17 protein-coding genes are annotated in these 17,531 nt (G+C 27.3%); 1 reads left to right on the top strand and 16 read right to left on the bottom strand.

The genetic code is table 11. The features are described 5' to 3' along the window. Positions 1-7: 7 nt before the first annotated feature. From Q3304_RS06925 to Q3304_RS06885, 9 genes are all read right to left on the bottom strand, one after another. A complete protein-coding gene (locus Q3304_RS06925) occupies positions 8-742 on the bottom strand; it encodes an isoprenyl transferase (RefSeq protein ID WP_054270597.1) in 735 nt (244 codons plus the stop codon). A 28-nt stretch (positions 743-770) separates the two neighbouring features. After that, a complete protein-coding gene (locus Q3304_RS06920) occupies positions 771-974 on the bottom strand; it encodes a hypothetical protein (RefSeq protein WP_054270598.1) in 204 nt (67 codons plus the stop codon). 2 nt (positions 975-976) lie between these two features. Beyond that, entirely contained in the window at positions 977-1,534 is a 558-nt protein-coding gene (gene frr, locus Q3304_RS06915; RefSeq protein WP_021384992.1) for a ribosome recycling factor, read from the bottom strand. Between the two features lie 25 nt (positions 1,535-1,559). Next, positions 1,560-2,264, bottom strand: a complete 705-nt coding sequence (pyrH, locus tag Q3304_RS06910) for a UMP kinase (RefSeq protein WP_021384989.1) — start codon at positions 2,262-2,264, stop codon at positions 1,560-1,562. 84 nt (positions 2,265-2,348) lie between these two features. After that, on the bottom strand, positions 2,349-3,260 hold the full coding sequence (gene tsf / locus Q3304_RS06905; RefSeq protein ID WP_054276922.1) for a translation elongation factor Ts: 912 nt from the start codon (positions 3,258-3,260) through the stop codon (positions 2,349-2,351). A gap of 78 nt (positions 3,261-3,338) precedes the next feature. After that, on the bottom strand, positions 3,339-4,052 hold the full coding sequence (gene rpsB, locus Q3304_RS06900) for a 30S ribosomal protein S2 (protein WP_003424537.1): 714 nt from the start codon (positions 4,050-4,052) through the stop codon (positions 3,339-3,341). A 207-nt stretch (positions 4,053-4,259) separates the two neighbouring features. Next, positions 4,260-5,444, bottom strand: a complete 1,185-nt coding sequence (locus Q3304_RS06895; RefSeq protein ID WP_176702528.1) for a D-alanyl-D-alanine carboxypeptidase family protein — start codon at positions 5,442-5,444, stop codon at positions 4,260-4,262. Positions 5,445-5,547: 103 nt separating this feature from the next. Further along, on the bottom strand, positions 5,548-6,606 hold the full coding sequence (locus Q3304_RS06890; protein ID WP_407813855.1) for a potassium channel family protein: 1,059 nt from the start codon (positions 6,604-6,606) through the stop codon (positions 5,548-5,550). 192 nt (positions 6,607-6,798) lie between these two features. After that, entirely contained in the window at positions 6,799-7,443 is a 645-nt protein-coding gene (locus tag Q3304_RS06885) for a helix-turn-helix domain-containing protein (RefSeq protein ID WP_054276925.1), read from the bottom strand. 183 nt (positions 7,444-7,626) lie between these two features. Between Q3304_RS06885 and ytaF the strand changes: the two genes are divergently transcribed. Further along, entirely contained in the window at positions 7,627-8,250 is a 624-nt protein-coding gene (ytaF, locus tag Q3304_RS06880; RefSeq protein WP_074179643.1) for a sporulation membrane protein YtaF, read from the top strand. 54 nt (positions 8,251-8,304) lie between these two features. Here ytaF and Q3304_RS06875 read toward each other — a convergent pair whose 3' ends face one another. The 7 genes from Q3304_RS06875 to Q3304_RS06845 form a co-directional block, all read right to left on the bottom strand. Then, entirely contained in the window at positions 8,305-10,221 is a 1,917-nt protein-coding gene (locus Q3304_RS06875) for an endonuclease MutS2 (protein WP_054270604.1), read from the bottom strand. A gap of 518 nt (positions 10,222-10,739) precedes the next feature. Then, positions 10,740-11,807 carry an RNA ligase RtcB family protein gene (locus Q3304_RS06870; protein ID WP_407813856.1) on the bottom strand — a complete coding sequence of 356 codons (1,068 nt, stop codon included), beginning with the start codon at positions 11,805-11,807 and terminating at the stop codon, positions 10,740-10,742. A gap of 249 nt (positions 11,808-12,056) precedes the next feature. Continuing rightward, complete coding sequence (locus tag Q3304_RS06865) at positions 12,057-13,037, bottom strand: protein kinase domain-containing protein (protein ID WP_407813898.1); 981 nt, start codon at positions 13,035-13,037, stop codon at positions 12,057-12,059. Positions 13,038-13,218: 181 nt separating this feature from the next. Continuing rightward, positions 13,219-14,478 (bottom strand): VanW family protein, encoded by a 1,260-nt coding sequence (locus tag Q3304_RS06860; protein WP_407813857.1) that lies wholly within the window; start codon positions 14,476-14,478, stop codon positions 13,219-13,221. 239 nt (positions 14,479-14,717) lie between these two features. Then, a complete protein-coding gene (locus Q3304_RS06855; RefSeq protein WP_407813858.1) occupies positions 14,718-15,347 on the bottom strand; it encodes an endonuclease/exonuclease/phosphatase family protein in 630 nt (209 codons plus the stop codon). A gap of 204 nt (positions 15,348-15,551) precedes the next feature. Next, positions 15,552-15,713 (bottom strand): hypothetical protein, encoded by a 162-nt coding sequence (locus Q3304_RS06850; protein ID WP_003424559.1) that lies wholly within the window; start codon positions 15,711-15,713, stop codon positions 15,552-15,554. 340 nt (positions 15,714-16,053) lie between these two features. Beyond that, the gene (locus Q3304_RS06845; RefSeq protein WP_054270609.1) at positions 16,054-17,214 is read right to left on the bottom strand and encodes a DUF819 domain-containing protein; all 1,161 of its coding nucleotides are present in this window, start codon (positions 17,212-17,214) and stop codon (positions 16,054-16,056) included. Between the last annotated feature and the right edge of the window lie 317 nt (positions 17,215-17,531).

Below are 17,531 nucleotides of genomic sequence, written 5' to 3'. Positions count from 1 at the left end.
AATCTCCTTACTTAAGTCCTCCAAATCTTCTATCTCTTTTTTGATATACATAAATAGCCTTTTGTAATTCTTCTTTATTAAAATCAGGCCAATGTATATCAGTGAAGTAAAACTCAGAATAAGCAACTTCCCAAAGTAAAAAGTTACTCAATCTTTGTTCACCGCTTGTTCTTATTACCAAGTCTGGATCTGGTATAGACTTTGTGCTTAAATAGTTTTTTATAATATCTTCATCAATATTGTTTATATCTATTTTACCACTTTCACAATTTTTTACTATATCTATAAGAGCATTTTTTATATCTGCCCTACTTCCATAGTTTAATGCTAAATTTAAGTTAACTCCTGTATTGTCTTTTGTCATTTCCTTAGCTGAGTTTAATTCTCTTATACAAGTCTTTGGTAAAGCACTTATATCTCCTATAGCTGTTACTTTTACATTATTTTGATGAAGCTCAGCTATTTCATTTCTTAAGTATGTAGATAATAAGTTCATAAGTGTATCAACTTCAATTTTTGGTCTCTTCCAATTTTCTGTTGAAAATGCATATAATGTCAAGTGCTTAACTCCTAAATTTGAGCATTCTTTTACTATATCTCTTATAGTTTCTACTCCAGCCTTATGTCCTGCAGTTCTTGGAAGAAATCTAGATTTTGCCCATCTTCCATTCCCATCCATTATAATAGCAATATGAGTAGGTATGTTATTTAAGTCTATGTCATACATAATGTTGTTATTCATATTTTGCCTCCAATATTGTTCTGACTCCTTAAACTAAGGAGTCAGAAAAGTATGTGATTATTAGTTCTACATTATCACCTATCTCAGATATTTTTATAACTCTAGGAACTACAAGTTTATCTTTATCCTTTTTGCCTTCAATCGATTTTATAGTATAAGTTATATTTTGTTCATCAAAATATTTTTTTACCTCATCTACATGAAGACCTAAAAGGTTATAATATTTTTTCAATATTATACCTCCATTATATCCTTTTCTTTTTTAGATAATAATGCATCTATTTCTTTTATAAATTTATCAGTCATTTTTTGAACTTCATCTTGTGCTTTCTTTGACTCATCTTCAGTTAATTCTCCGCCTTTTTCCATTTTTTTAATCTTTTCATTGGCGTCTCTTCTTTCATTTCTTATTCTAACTTTAAATTCTTCTGCAGCTTTACTAGCTTTTTTAGCTAGTTCTTTTCTTCTTTCTTCTGTTAAAGCAGGTACAGAAAGTCTTATAACTTCACCATCATTTGATGGATTTAATCCTAAATCTGAATTAGATATAGCTTTTTCTATTTCATGCATAGCAGATTTATCCCAAGGAGATATCATCAATACTCTTGGTTCTGGTACAGATATAGCACCAATTTGATTTATCGGAGTTGGAGTTCCATAATAATCAACTCTTATCTTGTCTAACATTTGTGCATTAGCTCTTCCTGCTCTTATAGTCCCAAATTCAAATTTCAGAGCATCAATTGTCCCATTCATTTTCTCTTCTAACTGCTTATGTATTTCTAGTTTCATAATTTTACTCCTCCTTCATTCTTCATTATTTTACAGTAGTTCCTATATTTTCACCTTTTACTGCTCTTATTATATTCTCTGTTGTAAGCTCAAATACCTTTATTGGAATCTTATTATCCATACATAAAGATGTAGCTGTAGAGTCCATTACTTTTAATTCTTTTTGTATAACTTCCATATAACTTAATTCTGTAAATTTCTTAGCATCTGCATGTACTTTTGGATCCTTGTCATATACTGCATCAACATTTTTAGCTAACAGGATAACTTCTGCTTCCATTTCAGCAGCACGTAAAGCAGCAGTTGTATCTGTTGTAAAGTAAGGGTTTCCTGTTCCTGCACCAAATATAACAACTCTTTCCTTTTCTAAATGTCTAACTGCTCTTCTTCTTATATATGGCTCTGCAATTTGTCTCATATCTATAGCAGTTTGAACTCTTGTAGCAACCTCTATATTTTCTAGTGCATCTTGTAATGCCATCGCATTCATAACTGTAGCTAACATTCCTATATAATCAGCAGTAGTTCTGTCCATTCCTTCGCTAGTTCTACCTCTCCAGAAGTTTCCTCCACCTACTACTACAGCTACTTCAACACCTATTTCTTGTATTTTTTTAATAGCAATAGCAATATCATTAACTACATCATTGTTTATACCAAAACCTCTTTCTCCAGCTAATGCTTCTCCACTTAATTTTAACAATACCCTTTTGTACATTGGTTTATCCATCAGAAACCTCCTATTTCAATCCTTCATATCCATTTTTTTCTATTTTTTAAAAAAGAGAACACCTGCGTGTTCTCTCTTTGGTTATTACTTAAGTTGCTTCGCAACTTCTTCTGCAAAGTTTTCTTCTCTCTTTTGTATACCTTCACCAACTTCGAATCTCACAACTTTAACAACTTTTATATCAGAACCTACTGCTTTAGCAACATCAGCAACTAATTGTTTAACAGTTATATCTGGATTTTTAACGAAAGTTTGCTCTAATAAACAAACCTCTTTTAATTCTTTTTCTAATCTTCCTTTAACCATTTTTTCAACTATATTAGCTGGCTTTCCTTCATTTAAAGCTTGTTGAGTTAATACTTCTGTTTCATGTGCTATGTATTCAGCATCTACTTCATCTCTTGAAACGTACTTAGGATTCATAGCAGCAACTTGCATAGCTACATCTTTACCTAATTCTAAAACTTTAGCATCTCTAGCTTCTGTTTCCATTTCAACAAGAACACCTATTTTTCCACCACCATGAATGTATCCAGCAACTTGTCCATTAGTTACAACTTTAGCAAATCTTCTAAAGTCTAATTTTTCACCGATTTTTGCAACTCTATTATTTAAAACTTCTTGTAAAGTTATTCCTTCTCTATGAGTCTCACCTAATAAAGAAGCTACATCTTCTTTATCAGTAGCTAATGCCATACAAGCAGCATCTTTAACGAATACTTTGAAGTCTTCATTTTTAGCAACGAAATCTGTTTCTGAGTTGACTTCTACCATAGAAGCAACTGTATTATCATCATTCATTTCTATCGCAACTAGACCTTCAGCAGCAACTCTACCAGCTTTTTTAGCAGCTTTTGATAATCCTTTTTCTCTTAATAAATCTACTGCTTTTTCCATATTTCCTTCAGCTTCTTGTAAAGCTTTCTTGCAGTCCATCATTCCTGCGCCTGTACTTTCTCTTAACTCTTTTACCATTTGAGCAGTTATATTAGCCATTTTTTAAGTTTCCTCCTACTTATTCTATTCCATATTATAAATGGTAAGGGCGACCCTTACCATTTAATTGTCAAATTATTATTCTTGGTCTTCAGCTACTTCTTCTTCAGCACCTTGTCTACCTTCGATTACAGCTGTTGCCATAGCACCAGTTATTAATTTTACGGCTCTTATAGCATCATCATTTCCTGGTATAGCAAAGTCTAATTGCTCTGGGTCACAGTTAGTATCAACTATACCAACTACTGGTATACCTAATCTATGAGCCTCTTGTATAGCTATGTTTTCTTTTCTTGGGTCAACTACGAACATTGCACCTGGTAATTCAGGCATGTCTTTTATTCCACCTAAGTATTTTTCTAGTTTTTCTTTTTCAGCTCTTAATTTTATAACTTCTTTTTTAGGAAGAACATTAAATACACCTTCTTCTTCCATTTTTTCTAATTCTCTTAATTTATTTATTCTAGTTTTTATAGTTTTGTGGTTTGTTAACATTCCACCTAACCATCTCTCATTAACAAAGTACATTCCACATCTTTCAGCTTCATCTTTTATCGCATCTTGAGCTTGTTTTTTAGTTCCTACAAATAAGATTGGCTTTCCTGTTTCAGCTACTTCTTTAGTGAACTTGTAAGCTTCTTCAACTTTTTTAACTGTTTTTTGTAAGTCTATTATATATATTCCATTTCTTTCTGTGAATATATACTTAGCCATTTTAGGGTTCCATCTTCTTGTTTGATGACCAAAGTGAACACCTGCTTCTAATAATTGTTTCATTGATATTACTGACATATTTTACCTCCTGGTTTTATACCTCCAGCTTGATCTTCTCCCTAAAAAACCATGTAATAGGCACCTTTTAAGGATCCCAATGCTGTGTGTGATTTATTTTATTTTTTCACCTCTAGTAGTATATCATAGAGGTGAAAAAATAACAATATTTTTTCCATATTTTCTATTTTTATATTTTTTTGTGTATTTTATACCATTTTTTTGAATTTAATTTGCAAATTTCATTTTTAATTTTGTTTTTAATGATATATTGTCTACATTATTACTACTTACTATATCTACACTTCCAAGTAAGTCACCTGAATTAGTATAGTATTTTATAGTACCCATAGTATCACCTTTTTTAACAGGATATTCTATATCTTTAATCTTTACTTCTGATTTTATACTTTCATCATCTTTTAATACTGTGTAAAGTTCATCCTTAGCTTTTAAAGTAACTTCTAATTCTTTCATGCCTTTAATATATTTCTTACCAATAAAACTATCTTTATCAATTAATTTTTTCATATTAAAATTTTCTTTTCCATATTTAAGTAGTGCTAAAGAAGCAGATGTTCTTTTATTTTTATGATTAGTACCCAATACTACACCTATTACTCTACGTTTTTTCTCATTTTTTTCATTTTTGTTTACAATCATAGAAAATGATAAACAATATCCGGCATTACCAGTATATCCAGTTTTTATACCATCTACTTCTGGTATAATTCTTAATAATGCATTTGTATTGCTTTTTTCAAAACTTCTATCTGAATTTGTATATGTCTCCATATCAGTTATAGCTGTTACTTGTTTTTCATAATGGTCAAACATGTATTTACCAAGAATAGCTATATCCCTTGCAGTAGATTTATTTTCTTTTGCTGGTTGTTTTGGATTATTTAAATCGTATATTGGAAGACCATTTGGATTTAGAAAATGTGTATTTGTCATTCCTATTTCTTTTGCTTTTTTATTCATTCTATCCACAAACGCTTCCTTAGTTTTACAAATATGTTTTGCTATAGCAATTGCCGCATCATTTCCTGATACAATCATAAGACCTCTCATAAGCTCTATAAGTGGTACTTCTTCACCATTTTTAAGTTTATAACTTGAACCTTTTACAGATGCAATAGACTTGTCTATTTTTACTACATCAGTTTCTTTTACTTCTTTATTTTCAATAGCTTCTATTGCAAGTAAAAAAGTCATCATCTTACTTAAACTAGCTAATGGTACCTTCATATCAGGTTCTTTACTATATAAAACTCTACCTGTCTCTTGGTCTATAAGTATAGATGTTTTTGAGTATTTGTCTACAGATTTTTCATCTGCAAATGAATAAGTTGGTATTATAAAAACTAGTATCATGGCTAATGCTATAATTTTTCTTATTGCATTTTTCAATTTTTTCACCTTCTTGGATTATTAAGTATATTTATATTTAAATTTTCCCTATTTAGTCCAATTTATATCTAGTAATTAATACCTATCCATATTTACACAGATATTATCTTATCATCCTTTTAATAATCACAGATGCCCAAATTGCTCCTATTGTAACTCCAAAAAATACTTCTATTCCTGCTAAAGCCTTTCCAATTAAACTTGTAGCAACCATATCTCCATAGCCTACTGTACTAAATGTAGCCATACTAAAATACCATAAGTCTATATACATTCTAAAAATCTCACTTAATGAATAATCACCTATATTATTTATATTTAAAGCTACAAGTGTACTATTTGAACTTTGTATGCCTACAAACAAGTATAATAAGGCAAAAACACTTATTATCACTATAATTACTAACAATATATTCCATGGCTTTTCTCCATAACCTGTAGTATAACGTGCTACTTGGTCAAAAAATTTCTCAACTAAATAGTCACTGAAAGTAGGATAATCAGAGCGTTTCATTATTTTACTACTATAAATTCTTTCCTTATAATAATAAAACCCTATCATTTCGTATTCTCCAATTTTTGTTGCTTGATTTCTAGCTATTCTATAATTTATCTTTCCATGCTTATACTCACTTTTATTATACTCTACATTTTTTAGTACAAACTTTGTACACATACTAAAAATAATTCCATCCATTCGTGGAAAATTTTCTGCTCTATTAACTACTAAGTCAGGTCCTTTAAATTTTACTTTTTCAAATATACGGTCATTTATATAGGCTTTACTGAATCTTGTTTTATTAAAATCACAGTTTTCTAGAAATACACCACCATTAAAAAACACACTTTTTCTAAATTCTGTATAGTTAAAAATAATATTCTTTTTAAAAATGTATTTTTTAAAATTTACTTTCTCTTTAAATATTACTTCAGAAAAATTCAATCTTTTGTAATTATAAGTTAATATTTCTTCTGCATTAAATTCATTTTCAAATATAAACCCATCAAATTCACTAATTTCTTCTTTATAAATAGTATCCATCATTAGTTGTATATCTTTATCAGACTTATGTTCTTTATGAAAGATACAATATCCAGAAGAATCCGCTTCTCTAGGGCATTTTTTTTGTCCATCTATTTTAGATATCCATTTACAGTTCATAAATATCCTCCAGTACAAAACAATTATTACTATTTTGTATTAGTTTGGATATTATTTTATTTTATATACTTAAATACTTATAAAATATATATTAACTTGTTCATTTTAAAATTTTTAATATCTTACTTACAAATAAGAGAATAAATTTTATCTATACTTTTATTTCTTTAAGTAATAAATACAACTTTAAAATTACTTATCATCCTTGAGTAATTTTGTAACTATATTTAGTGCTACTAAGTCATCCATAAATCCTATTGGAAATACAAAATCTGGAATAACATCTGTTGATATTACAAAATAAAGTAACATACTTCCAATCAATAAATATTTCTTTATTGTAAGTCCTCCTGTACAAAAGTCAGCATACATTTTTCTTAGTCTATCTGTAAATTGACCTTGCTTTTCAATAGAATCTACTTTTTTACTAAAATTATCAAAAAGTAGTTTTTTACCTTCATCTGTCTGTACATATAATTTGCACTTACTCAATTCTTTTTCAATGTTTCCATTAAAATTCTTATCATTGATTAAATTTGCAAATCCAAGAATATCATCAAAATTACTAAAATCACTATCTGTATTAAATATTTGATTATTATTGCTTTTAAATTCATGTCCTGAAGCTTTTAATAACTCTTCTAAATTAATATTTAAATGTATTGCTATCTTTTCCAAGTGATTTATATTGGGTTTTTGCTTATTATTAGCTATACGAGATATAGTAGCTTTGTCAATTCCACTTTTTTTGCTCAATTCTCCCATTGATATATCTTTTTCTTCTAGCAAAATCTTAAATAAGTCACCGAAATTTCCAACCGCACTATTTTGTTCCATCCTTTTCACCTGCTTTATTATGATTGGTTTTATATTATTAATATGATTGTTCTGTTACTTAGGTGTTGTATGATGTTGAAATTTTATCAACAATTTATTGGTTTATCTGTAACAATTTATCCATTTTTACAATACTATAACTAATATAAGTACAAAATTTAAGAGAAAGGATGTTAATCTGCTGTGATTGAATCAATTTTATTAGTGACTTCTCTTTGTATAGATGCCTTTGTAACAAGCTTTGGATATGGCGTAAATAAAGTTAAAGTTCCTTTATATTCAAATATAATTATTAGTGTAGTCTGTTCAGCTATTTTAGCAATATCACTTTTTGCAGGTACAATCGTTAGAGATTTTTTACCTCAAAATATAACAATGTTAATATGTTTCTTTATCTTATTTTTATTAGGAAGTGCTCGACTAATTGAAAGCTTTTTTAAATCTTATTTTAAGAAAAAATCCATACATTCAAAAGATTATAATCTTAATATGTTAGACCTTAAACTAAATTTTAATGTAAGCATTGAACCTGATACTTTAGATACAAGTAAATCTAAAATACTTAAGTCCGCTGAAGCATTTACACTTGCTATTGCTCTAAGTCTAGATGGATTAGCAATTGGATTTGGTAGTGGTCTTGTAGGAGTAAATTATATACAAGTTATTCTATTTTCTTTACTCTCAAATATAATTGCAGTTCTACTTGGTTGCTTACTAGGAAATGTATTTGTTAAAAAAATAAATCTAAACTTATCTTGGTTAAGTGGTTTAATACTGTTGGTCATTGGATTTATGAAGATATGTTAATAAAGAAGCTATCTAAAAATAAAATTTTATCTTTAGATAGCTTCTTTTGTGTTTTTATATTTGTTTTCTATTTTCTCTAATTTCTTTCTGAATCTTTTTAAGAGCTTTCTTTGAACCTCTCTGAATATCTTTTTCTAATTTTCTATCTTCAAAACTAGTAAACAAGGTATCCAAATCATATCCTTCTGGATATAATTCTGACGCTTTTATACTAAGTTCCAATCTTTTTATGTTTACTGAAATAAAATCATCTTTAAATAATACTTCTACATTATTAAACTTGTCTGTTGGTTTATATACAACCCCAAAATCATTTTCATCTAATAATTTTACCTTATCTCCTACATTATAATCTGTATAGTTTGAAATAATTTCAGAGTTTTTATTTTCTTCAACATTCGATTGTAATTTACTTCTTTTAATTAAGTCTAAATTATAGTTTCTATCAATTATATATTCTTTAGCTCTCTCTAGTACTCTATTTTTTATTCCCATTTTTTTTGAAATAAAAAGAGCATTACTATCCTCAGATTTTCCTATAGTCAACTTATACATTGGTTCTAAAGTTTCTTTATCAAACATCATACCAGCATTTTCGAACTCTGGATGTAAATTAGCAAATTTCTTTATCTCTCCATAATGAGTTGATGCTATTGTTATACATCCCATTCTGTAAAACTCTTCTAATAATGATATTGCTAATCCTGAACCTTCATTAGGTTCAGTTCCACTTCCTATCTCATCAAATAGAACAAGAGTAGAATTATTTGATGAACTCATAATCTCTGCGATATTTTTTATGTGTGATGAAAAAGTACTTAATGCATTTTCAATACTTTGATTATCTCCTATATCCACAAAAACTTTTTCAAATACACTAAATTCACTGCCTTCTTTTGCAGAAATATCAAATCCACATTGAACCATTAAAGTTAATAATCCAACGGTCTTAAGAGTTACAGTTTTCCCTCCTGCATTAGGTCCTGTTATTACAAGACTTCTGTAGTCTTTTCCTATTTCAAAATCTAAAGGTACAACATCTCCTGTTAGAAGAGGATGTTTACCTTTAATTATTTTTATATAGCCATTATTATTTATTTTCGGAGTAATACCTTTTATTTTTTGACTATACTTAGCTTTTGCAAATACCATATCATATTCAGAAAGTATTTCTATATTCAATTTTATCTGATTTATCTTATCAAATATAAGTTCTGTTAAATAAGATAAGATTTTATATTCTTCAATGGTCTCATCAGCTTTTAACATAGTCAACTCTGTACTTAGATTTGAAACACTTATAGGTTCAATAAATACAGTATTTCCCTTTGATGAGGTGTCTAATATAGTACCATCAACTTCATTTTTGTAGGAAGCTTTAATTGGTATTACATATCTATCATTTCTTTTACTTATTATAAACTCTTGTATATATTTTTTATTTATAGTTGATGTTATAAATTTATTTAGTCTATCTTTTATCTTTCCTTCTGTAATTTCTATATTTCTTCTTACTTTTTTTAATTCTTTACTAGCATTAGAATCGACTTTATTCGATTTTATACAGTAATTTATTTCATCTTCTATATTTTTACATTCTGTTATATTTAAAGCATAGGAACTTAATGTAGGTGAATAAAATTCTTTTTCTAGCATAAAAGCTTTAATCTTCCTACATCCTCTTAAAAAATCTTCAATATTTACAAGTTCAATTGGTTCTATTATCATTCCTTTTTCAATTTTGTCTATTGTAGAACCTGCATTAAACAATCCTTCAAGTGGTATATGATTGCTATTTTCAATTATCTTTCTAGCTTCTTTATTTTCTGCTAACTTTCTTCTTACTACTCCAATATTACCACTAGGAGTTAATTTATCTATCAGATTTTTTCCAAGTGAGCTTACACAATATGCTTTTATTAACTCTTTAACTTCGTTTAGTTGTAATCTTTCAAATGTATTACTATTCATTATTTTTTCTCCTTTATTTATAAGTCATAGGCTTTTAAATCCCCATACCATTTACTCTGATAATAGTTATTTTGTGAACGACTTAATAAATAAGGAGTTATTCTGCATCAAACTCCTTATTTATTAAGAAGCTTAACCCCGGACTCATTACTATTAGTATTTTTCTTCATAAAAAACTGCTCCTTTTCTATTTTTACTTAATCATTTATCTTGGTGCTCCTAATATTATTTCATAGATTCCATCTTCATGTCAATAAAAATAATTTCATTGATATTTTTGCATAATAAAAATTGTACTTCATCAAGAATCCATAAATACTTATACTCATTATATCCTTATTTTTCAACACACTTTTTAAACTTTCTATTTATTTTATTAACATAATCTCTTTATTTGCATTTTATATTCTTTTATGAGAACAAAAAAATAGCTGATAATAGTAAAACAATTTTACATGTTCTAACAAAATCAGCTATTTATAATCTAATATAATTTTAATCTTTCTTAACTTTGAAAATTAACCTTTATAAGTAATCAGTGGCTTCATAGTTGCCACTACTTGAATAAGCTTATACTCTATCAAACTTTCAATAATTTGTTCTATATTTTTATAAGCTTCTGGAGCCTCTTGAAATAATAAATTTATATCATTACATATAATATGGCTTTTAAATTTAGTTTGTTTTATGTTGTCTTTATTATACTTGTTTTTAAGACGAGATTTACAAATTGAACGAGACCATTTTCTACCAGCTCCATGTGACAGAGAATATAAAGATATCTCTGTATTTTCAGTAGGCATAACTATATATGATAAACTCCCTCTCGAACCTGGTATAATTACAGCTCCACTTTCACTTGAAACAGCGCCTTTCCTATGTATAAATTTATCTTGTCTTTTCTCTATAAAATTATGATTTATAGATAATATCTTTTCAATATTTCCAGATATACCTATTGATTGCATAATTTTTTTACTGACAGCTTCACGATTACGTTCTGCCCAAATTAAAGCCTTATCATGACTTTCCATATACGCTCTTGCTTTATCACTTTCAACCTCAATACCATTTTTATTATAAAATTTATTCAAAATAGTTTCTCCATAATTTCTTGAGCCACAGTGAACCAACATCATTATATCATCAGTTGATAATCTTAATTGTTCAAATTCTTCTTTATTATAAACTTCATTTACACACTGAAACTCTACAAAATGATTTCCACTTCCAATAGTTCCCAAATTTAAAATTGGACATTCTTCTTCATATATATCTGCTATTTCTATATCTGATAAGTCTTTAATCTTATCAAGAGATTTAATCCATCTTTCTTTTTTAAATTTCTTTTTTGAAATCCCAATTTTAAATAAGGTCATTCCACATCCTATATCATTTCCAATTATATGTGGATAAATAAAGTCACTAGTTTCAACAGCTAGACCAACAGGTATTTTACCTGCATGTAAATCAGGTAATCCTACTATTTTTAAAACTCCATTTAAGTTTGAAATATCTTCAAGCTGTTTCTTTGCTATATCTTCAATCCAACACTTATCGCTTGCTATTATTTTTATTTCACTCATACTTTGCTCCTTTTTAATATGTTCCTGCCTTTAAAAAGTAGCAAAAAGCTGTGACTTTTAGCCACAGCTTTTTATTCTAAATTACAAAAGCAGGTGGCTATTTGTTAAAATATTCTTAGATGTTTGATACCTCATTATTTTTTTCTAACATAATAACCACTTCCTCTCATAATTTATGACTAAACTAAATTTTCTATCTATATGTATATTGTTCATAGATATTGCTTTTAAATATGTAATATATAGTTTTTATATTATAGAGCTGATAATAATCATTGAAATCATAACTATTGCTAGACCAGCAACAACAAGTTTTTTATGTAATTTTTTTCTCACTTTAATTTTTTCTTCTTTTTTTATCTGTACGACTTTTTCTTTTTTCTCTTCTTTTTTCTCATCTTCAACTTCTATATAAGCTTTTTCATACATTACTTTACTTAAATCAACAATAATATCATTGGCTCTGGTATACTTGTTATTTCTACCAAGAAGCCTCTTTATAACGTTTATAAGTTCTGTATTCCCATTAATTGCTTTTATACTATTCCAATCTAATCCTTTATCAATAGACTGTAATATTCTTTCTTCTGAATTCAATTCTCCAAAAGGTAATTTTTTAAATATTGACTCAAATAAAATAAGTCCTGTCGCAAAAAAATCACTTTCTTTATCGGTATAATTTATACATAGTTGATGTGGGCATAAATACCTTCTATTTCCATAACTTCTTGTATTAACCCCATTATTTGCTTTTGTAATTCCAAAATCACAAACCTTGATATTATATTCTGTATCTACTATTATACTACTTGATTTTAAACTACCATGATATGAATGATTTCTATGTATCATTTCTAAAGCTTTTAAAACTTGTATCATTATATTTACAATTGCTTCTAAATGAAGATAATTCCCTAGAATTAATTCATCTAATCCGATACCATTAAAGTCTTCACTTACAACATAATACAGTGTTGTTTCTTCTGTACAATGAATTCCAACATCTATTATTTTTAGTATATAAGGAGAGTTTATTTCATCTAAAGCAGTACTTTCATCAATTAAATTTGAAACAAAATCCCCACAGATATAATTATTGTGCTTTATGACTTTTATTAGCACATTTTTTCTGTAAAAAACATCTCTAGCTTTATAGATTTTGTTAATTTCTAAAACGTCATCAGAATTTACTACCTCATATCTATTGCCTATAAAATTCAACCATGTCACCTCCTCATACATTTTATATAACTAAATCTATTTACAATTATACCAATATATAGGAATATTTTCTATATATTAATGACTCTAATATCAAAACAAGAGTCAATAATGTTACTTTTATACAAAAAAAACAAGAAAGTAAGAGGCTTCCTTGTTTTTTTGTATAAATATCACTTTAAAAAATGATTTATTTTTTTAGTTCTTTATAGGAACTATTTGATATATGTTCTTTTTTTATTACATTTCCATTTGAATCTTTAAATATTCTATATGTAGAATACTTATTTTGACCAGTCTGTTTTACTTCTATTGATATATTAGGTTTGTCACCAGAGTTACCATATATTACTGATGATACACTTCCTCCACCTGCATAGTTTTTAATATATACAGGATGGTCATATGGATTTTTAAACTTTAAGTTTAATCCTCCATCACTTACAGTAGCATCTCTTCCTTTTGGCACATACGTTGATGCAGACGAATGATTTGTGACTTGAGTTATCTCCATTCCTGAGATAAGAGCAGCGTTATAAATTGTTGAAGATGTCTGGCAAACACCTCCACCTGCTGATTGTTCTAATTTCCCATAAACTATAACTGGTGCATCCTTATAACCATTAGCCTTATTGCTAGGTCCTGTAAGCTTATTATATGAAAACTCTTCGCCTGGCATTAATAATACATCACTAGTTTTTCTTGCTGATAGACCTACATTATATGACCTACCTTCTACAGCCTGAGAATAAGTAGTTGAATATTGACCTATAACAGAATTCACAGTTTTTACTTGCTCAGTTGTTATGTCTGGTTTTTGAAGATTTACTTTAAGTTCTAAAAACTTATGCTCTTTATTCTTTATCATATTATATATAGATTCTTTGTTTGCTGCTAAATCAAATTCTCTTCCTACAACAGAATCTGTATAATTCAATCCTCCACTTCCAACACTAATAGAAGCATTTTTCATTTTGACATTGATACTATCTGCTATAGATGATACTTTTGAACTAAGCTTTGCCTCATCATAACTGGATTCTATTTTTAGAGCTAGCTTATTTATTCTTATATCAATATATTTTTTTAAGTTTTGAAAGTAAGAGCCTTTTTTTGTAGTCTCATATGCATTTTTTACAACTTCTTCTGTATTATATCTTAAGTCAATATCTTTTGGAGATATTGTATATTTTTTCCCATCATAACTAAGATTTAAATCTTCTGGAATATACTTACCTGTTATAGCTTTTAATGCTTCTTCCTTAGTCATATCAGATACATTTATTCCTTCTATATACACATTTTTAGCGATTTTCCCATTATACAGAAATTTGTTATTAAAAAAATAAGTAAATCCTCCTATAGCTACAACTAAAATTGCTAATACTATTATAAGATTTCTCTTTCTTTCTTTTCCTAATCTTGAAACCCTTGTTGCACTTCTGCCCATAACTTCACCTCATTTTAACACTAACTTAATTTTGCCTAATAGAGTTTCCATTTCAAAACTACTTTAGATTATATTTGAATAGCTTTTTTTAAACAAGGAATTTAATCAAATGTAACTTTATTGTAAATTTATGTCTTATAATTAGTTTTATTTTTGATATTTTTTTATTATATTTTTTTATTATTTCTTAATAAAAAAATCAAGGATTTTATAATAATTAGTTTAATTTATATTAAAATTTAAATATAACCTATCACTGGATAATGGTCTGACAAGTAAATTTTTTCTACTTCATATCCCTTTAACTCAACATTTTTATTAACAAAAATGTAATCTATCCTAGATTTTGATTTTTCAAATGTAGATAGATGAGACTTAGCTAGTGAAATGGCAATATCATTAAACATGCTTAAAAAGACATTTTCCTCATTAAAGTCACCACACAAAACAACTATCCCCACTAATCTATTTCTATAGTCTATTATTTCATCTAATTGTTTTGCTCTTTCTTGTCTATCAAGACCCAAGTGAGTATTTATTATATTTACTATTCTTCCATATTCATCTATAGTCATACAAAGTGCTCCTCGTTGTTCTTTTTTGTTAGTTAGGAAAAAATGATTGCTGTTTAATATTTTAAATTTTGTAAACGTGCAAATACCATATATCATACTTACTTTTTTTACGTTTGTAGCAAATACACCATCCATATTTAAAACAGTTTTTAAAGCTAAAAATTGAGGATATAATACTTCTTGCAAACAAATTACATCACAATCCAACTGTTTTAAATATGTTCCCATTTTAGTTAGAGTTAATCTATTATTTGAATCCATACCTTTATGAATATTGTAGGTTACTATTTTCATAATAATATCACCTCTTATGTAATATAATACTTATTAAAGTTTAAACTTATTTATTTTTCACTTAATAACATTACTTAGCTTATAAAATCAATTACTTATTTAATTACTTATAAACTTTATCACAAAAAAACCTAACTTAAGTATTTATATACTATATAAGTTAGGTTTTATAAACTATTATAATATTTATTATTTCATTCATTTCTAATGATGATTCTCCTTTTTTATCTTTTTCAATTTGCCTTCACTAACAACAAATAAAAATCCCATCTTCTTATATATTTCATCCAATTCAATTAAAGTTACTTCACCATTTTTTAAATTTGTTAATGTTATATCTTGTATTCTTCTTGATGGAATTATCATAAGTTATCAACACTCCTTTAAATTCTTTTTAATCTTTATATTTAAATATATTTATGTATTATGGTATATATTCATAAATTATTAAAATAAATTCAAAAAACATCCGTTCTGCAAACATTCGTTCTATATATTTATTATACATCATACAGACGTTCGATTCAATACAAAAATTAAATATATCTCGATTCTAGTAAGTTTTACAATGTTATGCACTAAATATGTCAAAATATCTTTTTTATATAAATTATATTGTCAAACAAAAAATCATCTCAATAAAAGCTTACACTTAAATTGAGATGACTTTTCTTATATAAAAGTATTAGTTTAATATTGTTTTTTATTAAGCTAACATATGTAATATTTGAGTTACCATAAGAGCACAATATGTACCTATGACATTTCCTAAAAGTCCCATAAGCACTCCTACTGGTATTAATACTGGGTTATGAACTCCAGCAATCATAGGTGCTGTGGTTACTCCCCCTATATTAGCTATACTTCCTACCTCACAAGTAAATAAATCTAGTTTAAACAATTTTGCAAGTCCTATAAATGAAATAGCATGTACAAGTACTACTACTAACCCAAACATTATGTAAACAGGTGCTTCTGACAATCCAAAGAAATTTGCTTTACTTCCTGTAGCTGCAAGAAGTAAATACATAAACACATTCCCTACTAATGTACTTCCCTTAAGTTTTGATATTTTAGTCATACCTAATAGTATTGATACTGTAGATGCAACGAGTACTACCCACATAGTTTCATTAAGTATTCCCGAAGTTGGAAGTATCTTAGATACAATTTGTGCAAAAGCTGCTACTCCAAACCCAACAGAAAGTAAAGTCATAAGTTCTACAAATGTGGGTGCTGTATTATCTTTATTTTCTTTCTCAAGTTTTGATGTAACTTCATCTATAAAACTTGTATCACATTTTGTCCATTTATTAAATTTAGGTCCAAATTTTACAGACATTAAACAAACAGACATCCATACTGTATATCCTATAGAACCCATAAGTATTGCATAGCTAAGACCTTCTTCTGCAACTCCTAAAGCATTTGCTGCAGCAATCATATTTGATGAACCACCTATCCATGAACCAGATGCTGCTCCAAGAATTTTCCATGAGTCTGCACCCATTGAACCTTTAAAAATTATAAATGCTATAACAAATCCAAGCATAAATGTAAATGTAGCACAGAAAAATGATAATAACATTTTAGGACCCATTTTTAATATTTTTCTTAAATCACACTGAATTAACAAGAAAACTAACATTAATGGTAAAAAATTTACTGTTATTATATTTTGATATATTCCAACATCATCATTTTGTGCAAATAAACCAAATGATGCTAGTATAGCTGCTCCTAAGTATATTAAAAGCATTGGATTAATTACATCAAATATTTTCCATTTCAATTTATCTACCATAAAAAAAATTACACCTACAAATACAACTAAGAAACTACAATATACAAATCCATTCTCAATCACAATATACACATCCTCTCTTTTCTTAATTAATTTTATTTTTTATGATTACTAATAAAGACCTTTTCTTCAGAAAATAAACAATTAAAATAAATATTTTTATCTATATTATGCTAATTAAATACATATATACTTAACTATTTACATATATTAATAAAGGTTTGCAGATTAATTACTTTAAAAAATGAATAATCTGAATTTAAAATCTTTTCCAACAATTATTTTATTACTAAAATTTTTATTTGTAAAGATAATTAAACTAAATATTTTATTTATTCATTCATTTTGTTTTGTATTTATTTTTATTAATTATGTGATAA

The organism is Clostridioides sp. GD02377 (assembly GCF_045899875.1).
Taxonomy (GTDB): Bacteria; Bacillota; Clostridia; order Peptostreptococcales; family Peptostreptococcaceae; genus Clostridioides; species Clostridioides difficile_A.
The sequence above is the reverse complement of the archived record's forward strand: the minus strand, read 5'-3'. Positions and strand labels throughout refer to the sequence as shown.

Bases quoted from the DNA above. Each gene is read 5' to 3' on its own strand.
- Q3304_RS06885 (WP_054276925.1), bottom strand. From the start codon at position 7,443: ATGGAACAAAATAGTGCGGTTGGAAATTTCGGTGACTTATTTAAGATT.
- Q3304_RS06860 (WP_407813857.1), bottom strand. From the start codon at position 14,478: ATGGGCAGAAGTGCAACAAGGGTTTCAAGATTAGGAAAAGAAAGAAAG.
- Q3304_RS06850 (WP_003424559.1), bottom strand. From the start codon at position 15,713: ATGATAATTCCATCAAGAAGAATACAAGATATAACATTAACAAATTTA.
- pyrH (WP_021384989.1), bottom strand. From the start codon at position 2,264: ATGGATAAACCAATGTACAAAAGGGTATTGTTAAAATTAAGTGGAGAA.
- rpsB (WP_003424537.1), bottom strand. From the start codon at position 4,052: ATGTCAGTAATATCAATGAAACAATTATTAGAAGCAGGTGTTCACTTT.
- tsf (WP_054276922.1), bottom strand. From the start codon at position 3,260: ATGGCTAATATAACTGCTCAAATGGTAAAAGAGTTAAGAGAAAGTACA.
- Q3304_RS06890 (WP_407813855.1), bottom strand. From the start codon at position 6,606: ATGAACTGTAAATGGATATCTAAAATAGATGGACAAAAAAAATGCCCT.
- Q3304_RS06875 (WP_054270604.1), bottom strand. From the start codon at position 10,221: ATGAATAGTAATACATTTGAAAGATTACAACTAAACGAAGTTAAAGAG.
- Q3304_RS06870 (WP_407813856.1), bottom strand. From the start codon at position 11,807: ATGAGTGAAATAAAAATAATAGCAAGCGATAAGTGTTGGATTGAAGAT.
- frr (WP_021384992.1), bottom strand. From the start codon at position 1,534: ATGAAACTAGAAATACATAAGCAGTTAGAAGAGAAAATGAATGGGACA.
- Q3304_RS06855 (WP_407813858.1), bottom strand. From the start codon at position 15,347: ATGAAAATAGTAACCTACAATATTCATAAAGGTATGGATTCAAATAAT.
- Q3304_RS06925 (WP_054270597.1), bottom strand. From the start codon at position 742: ATGAATAACAACATTATGTATGACATAGACTTAAATAACATACCTACT.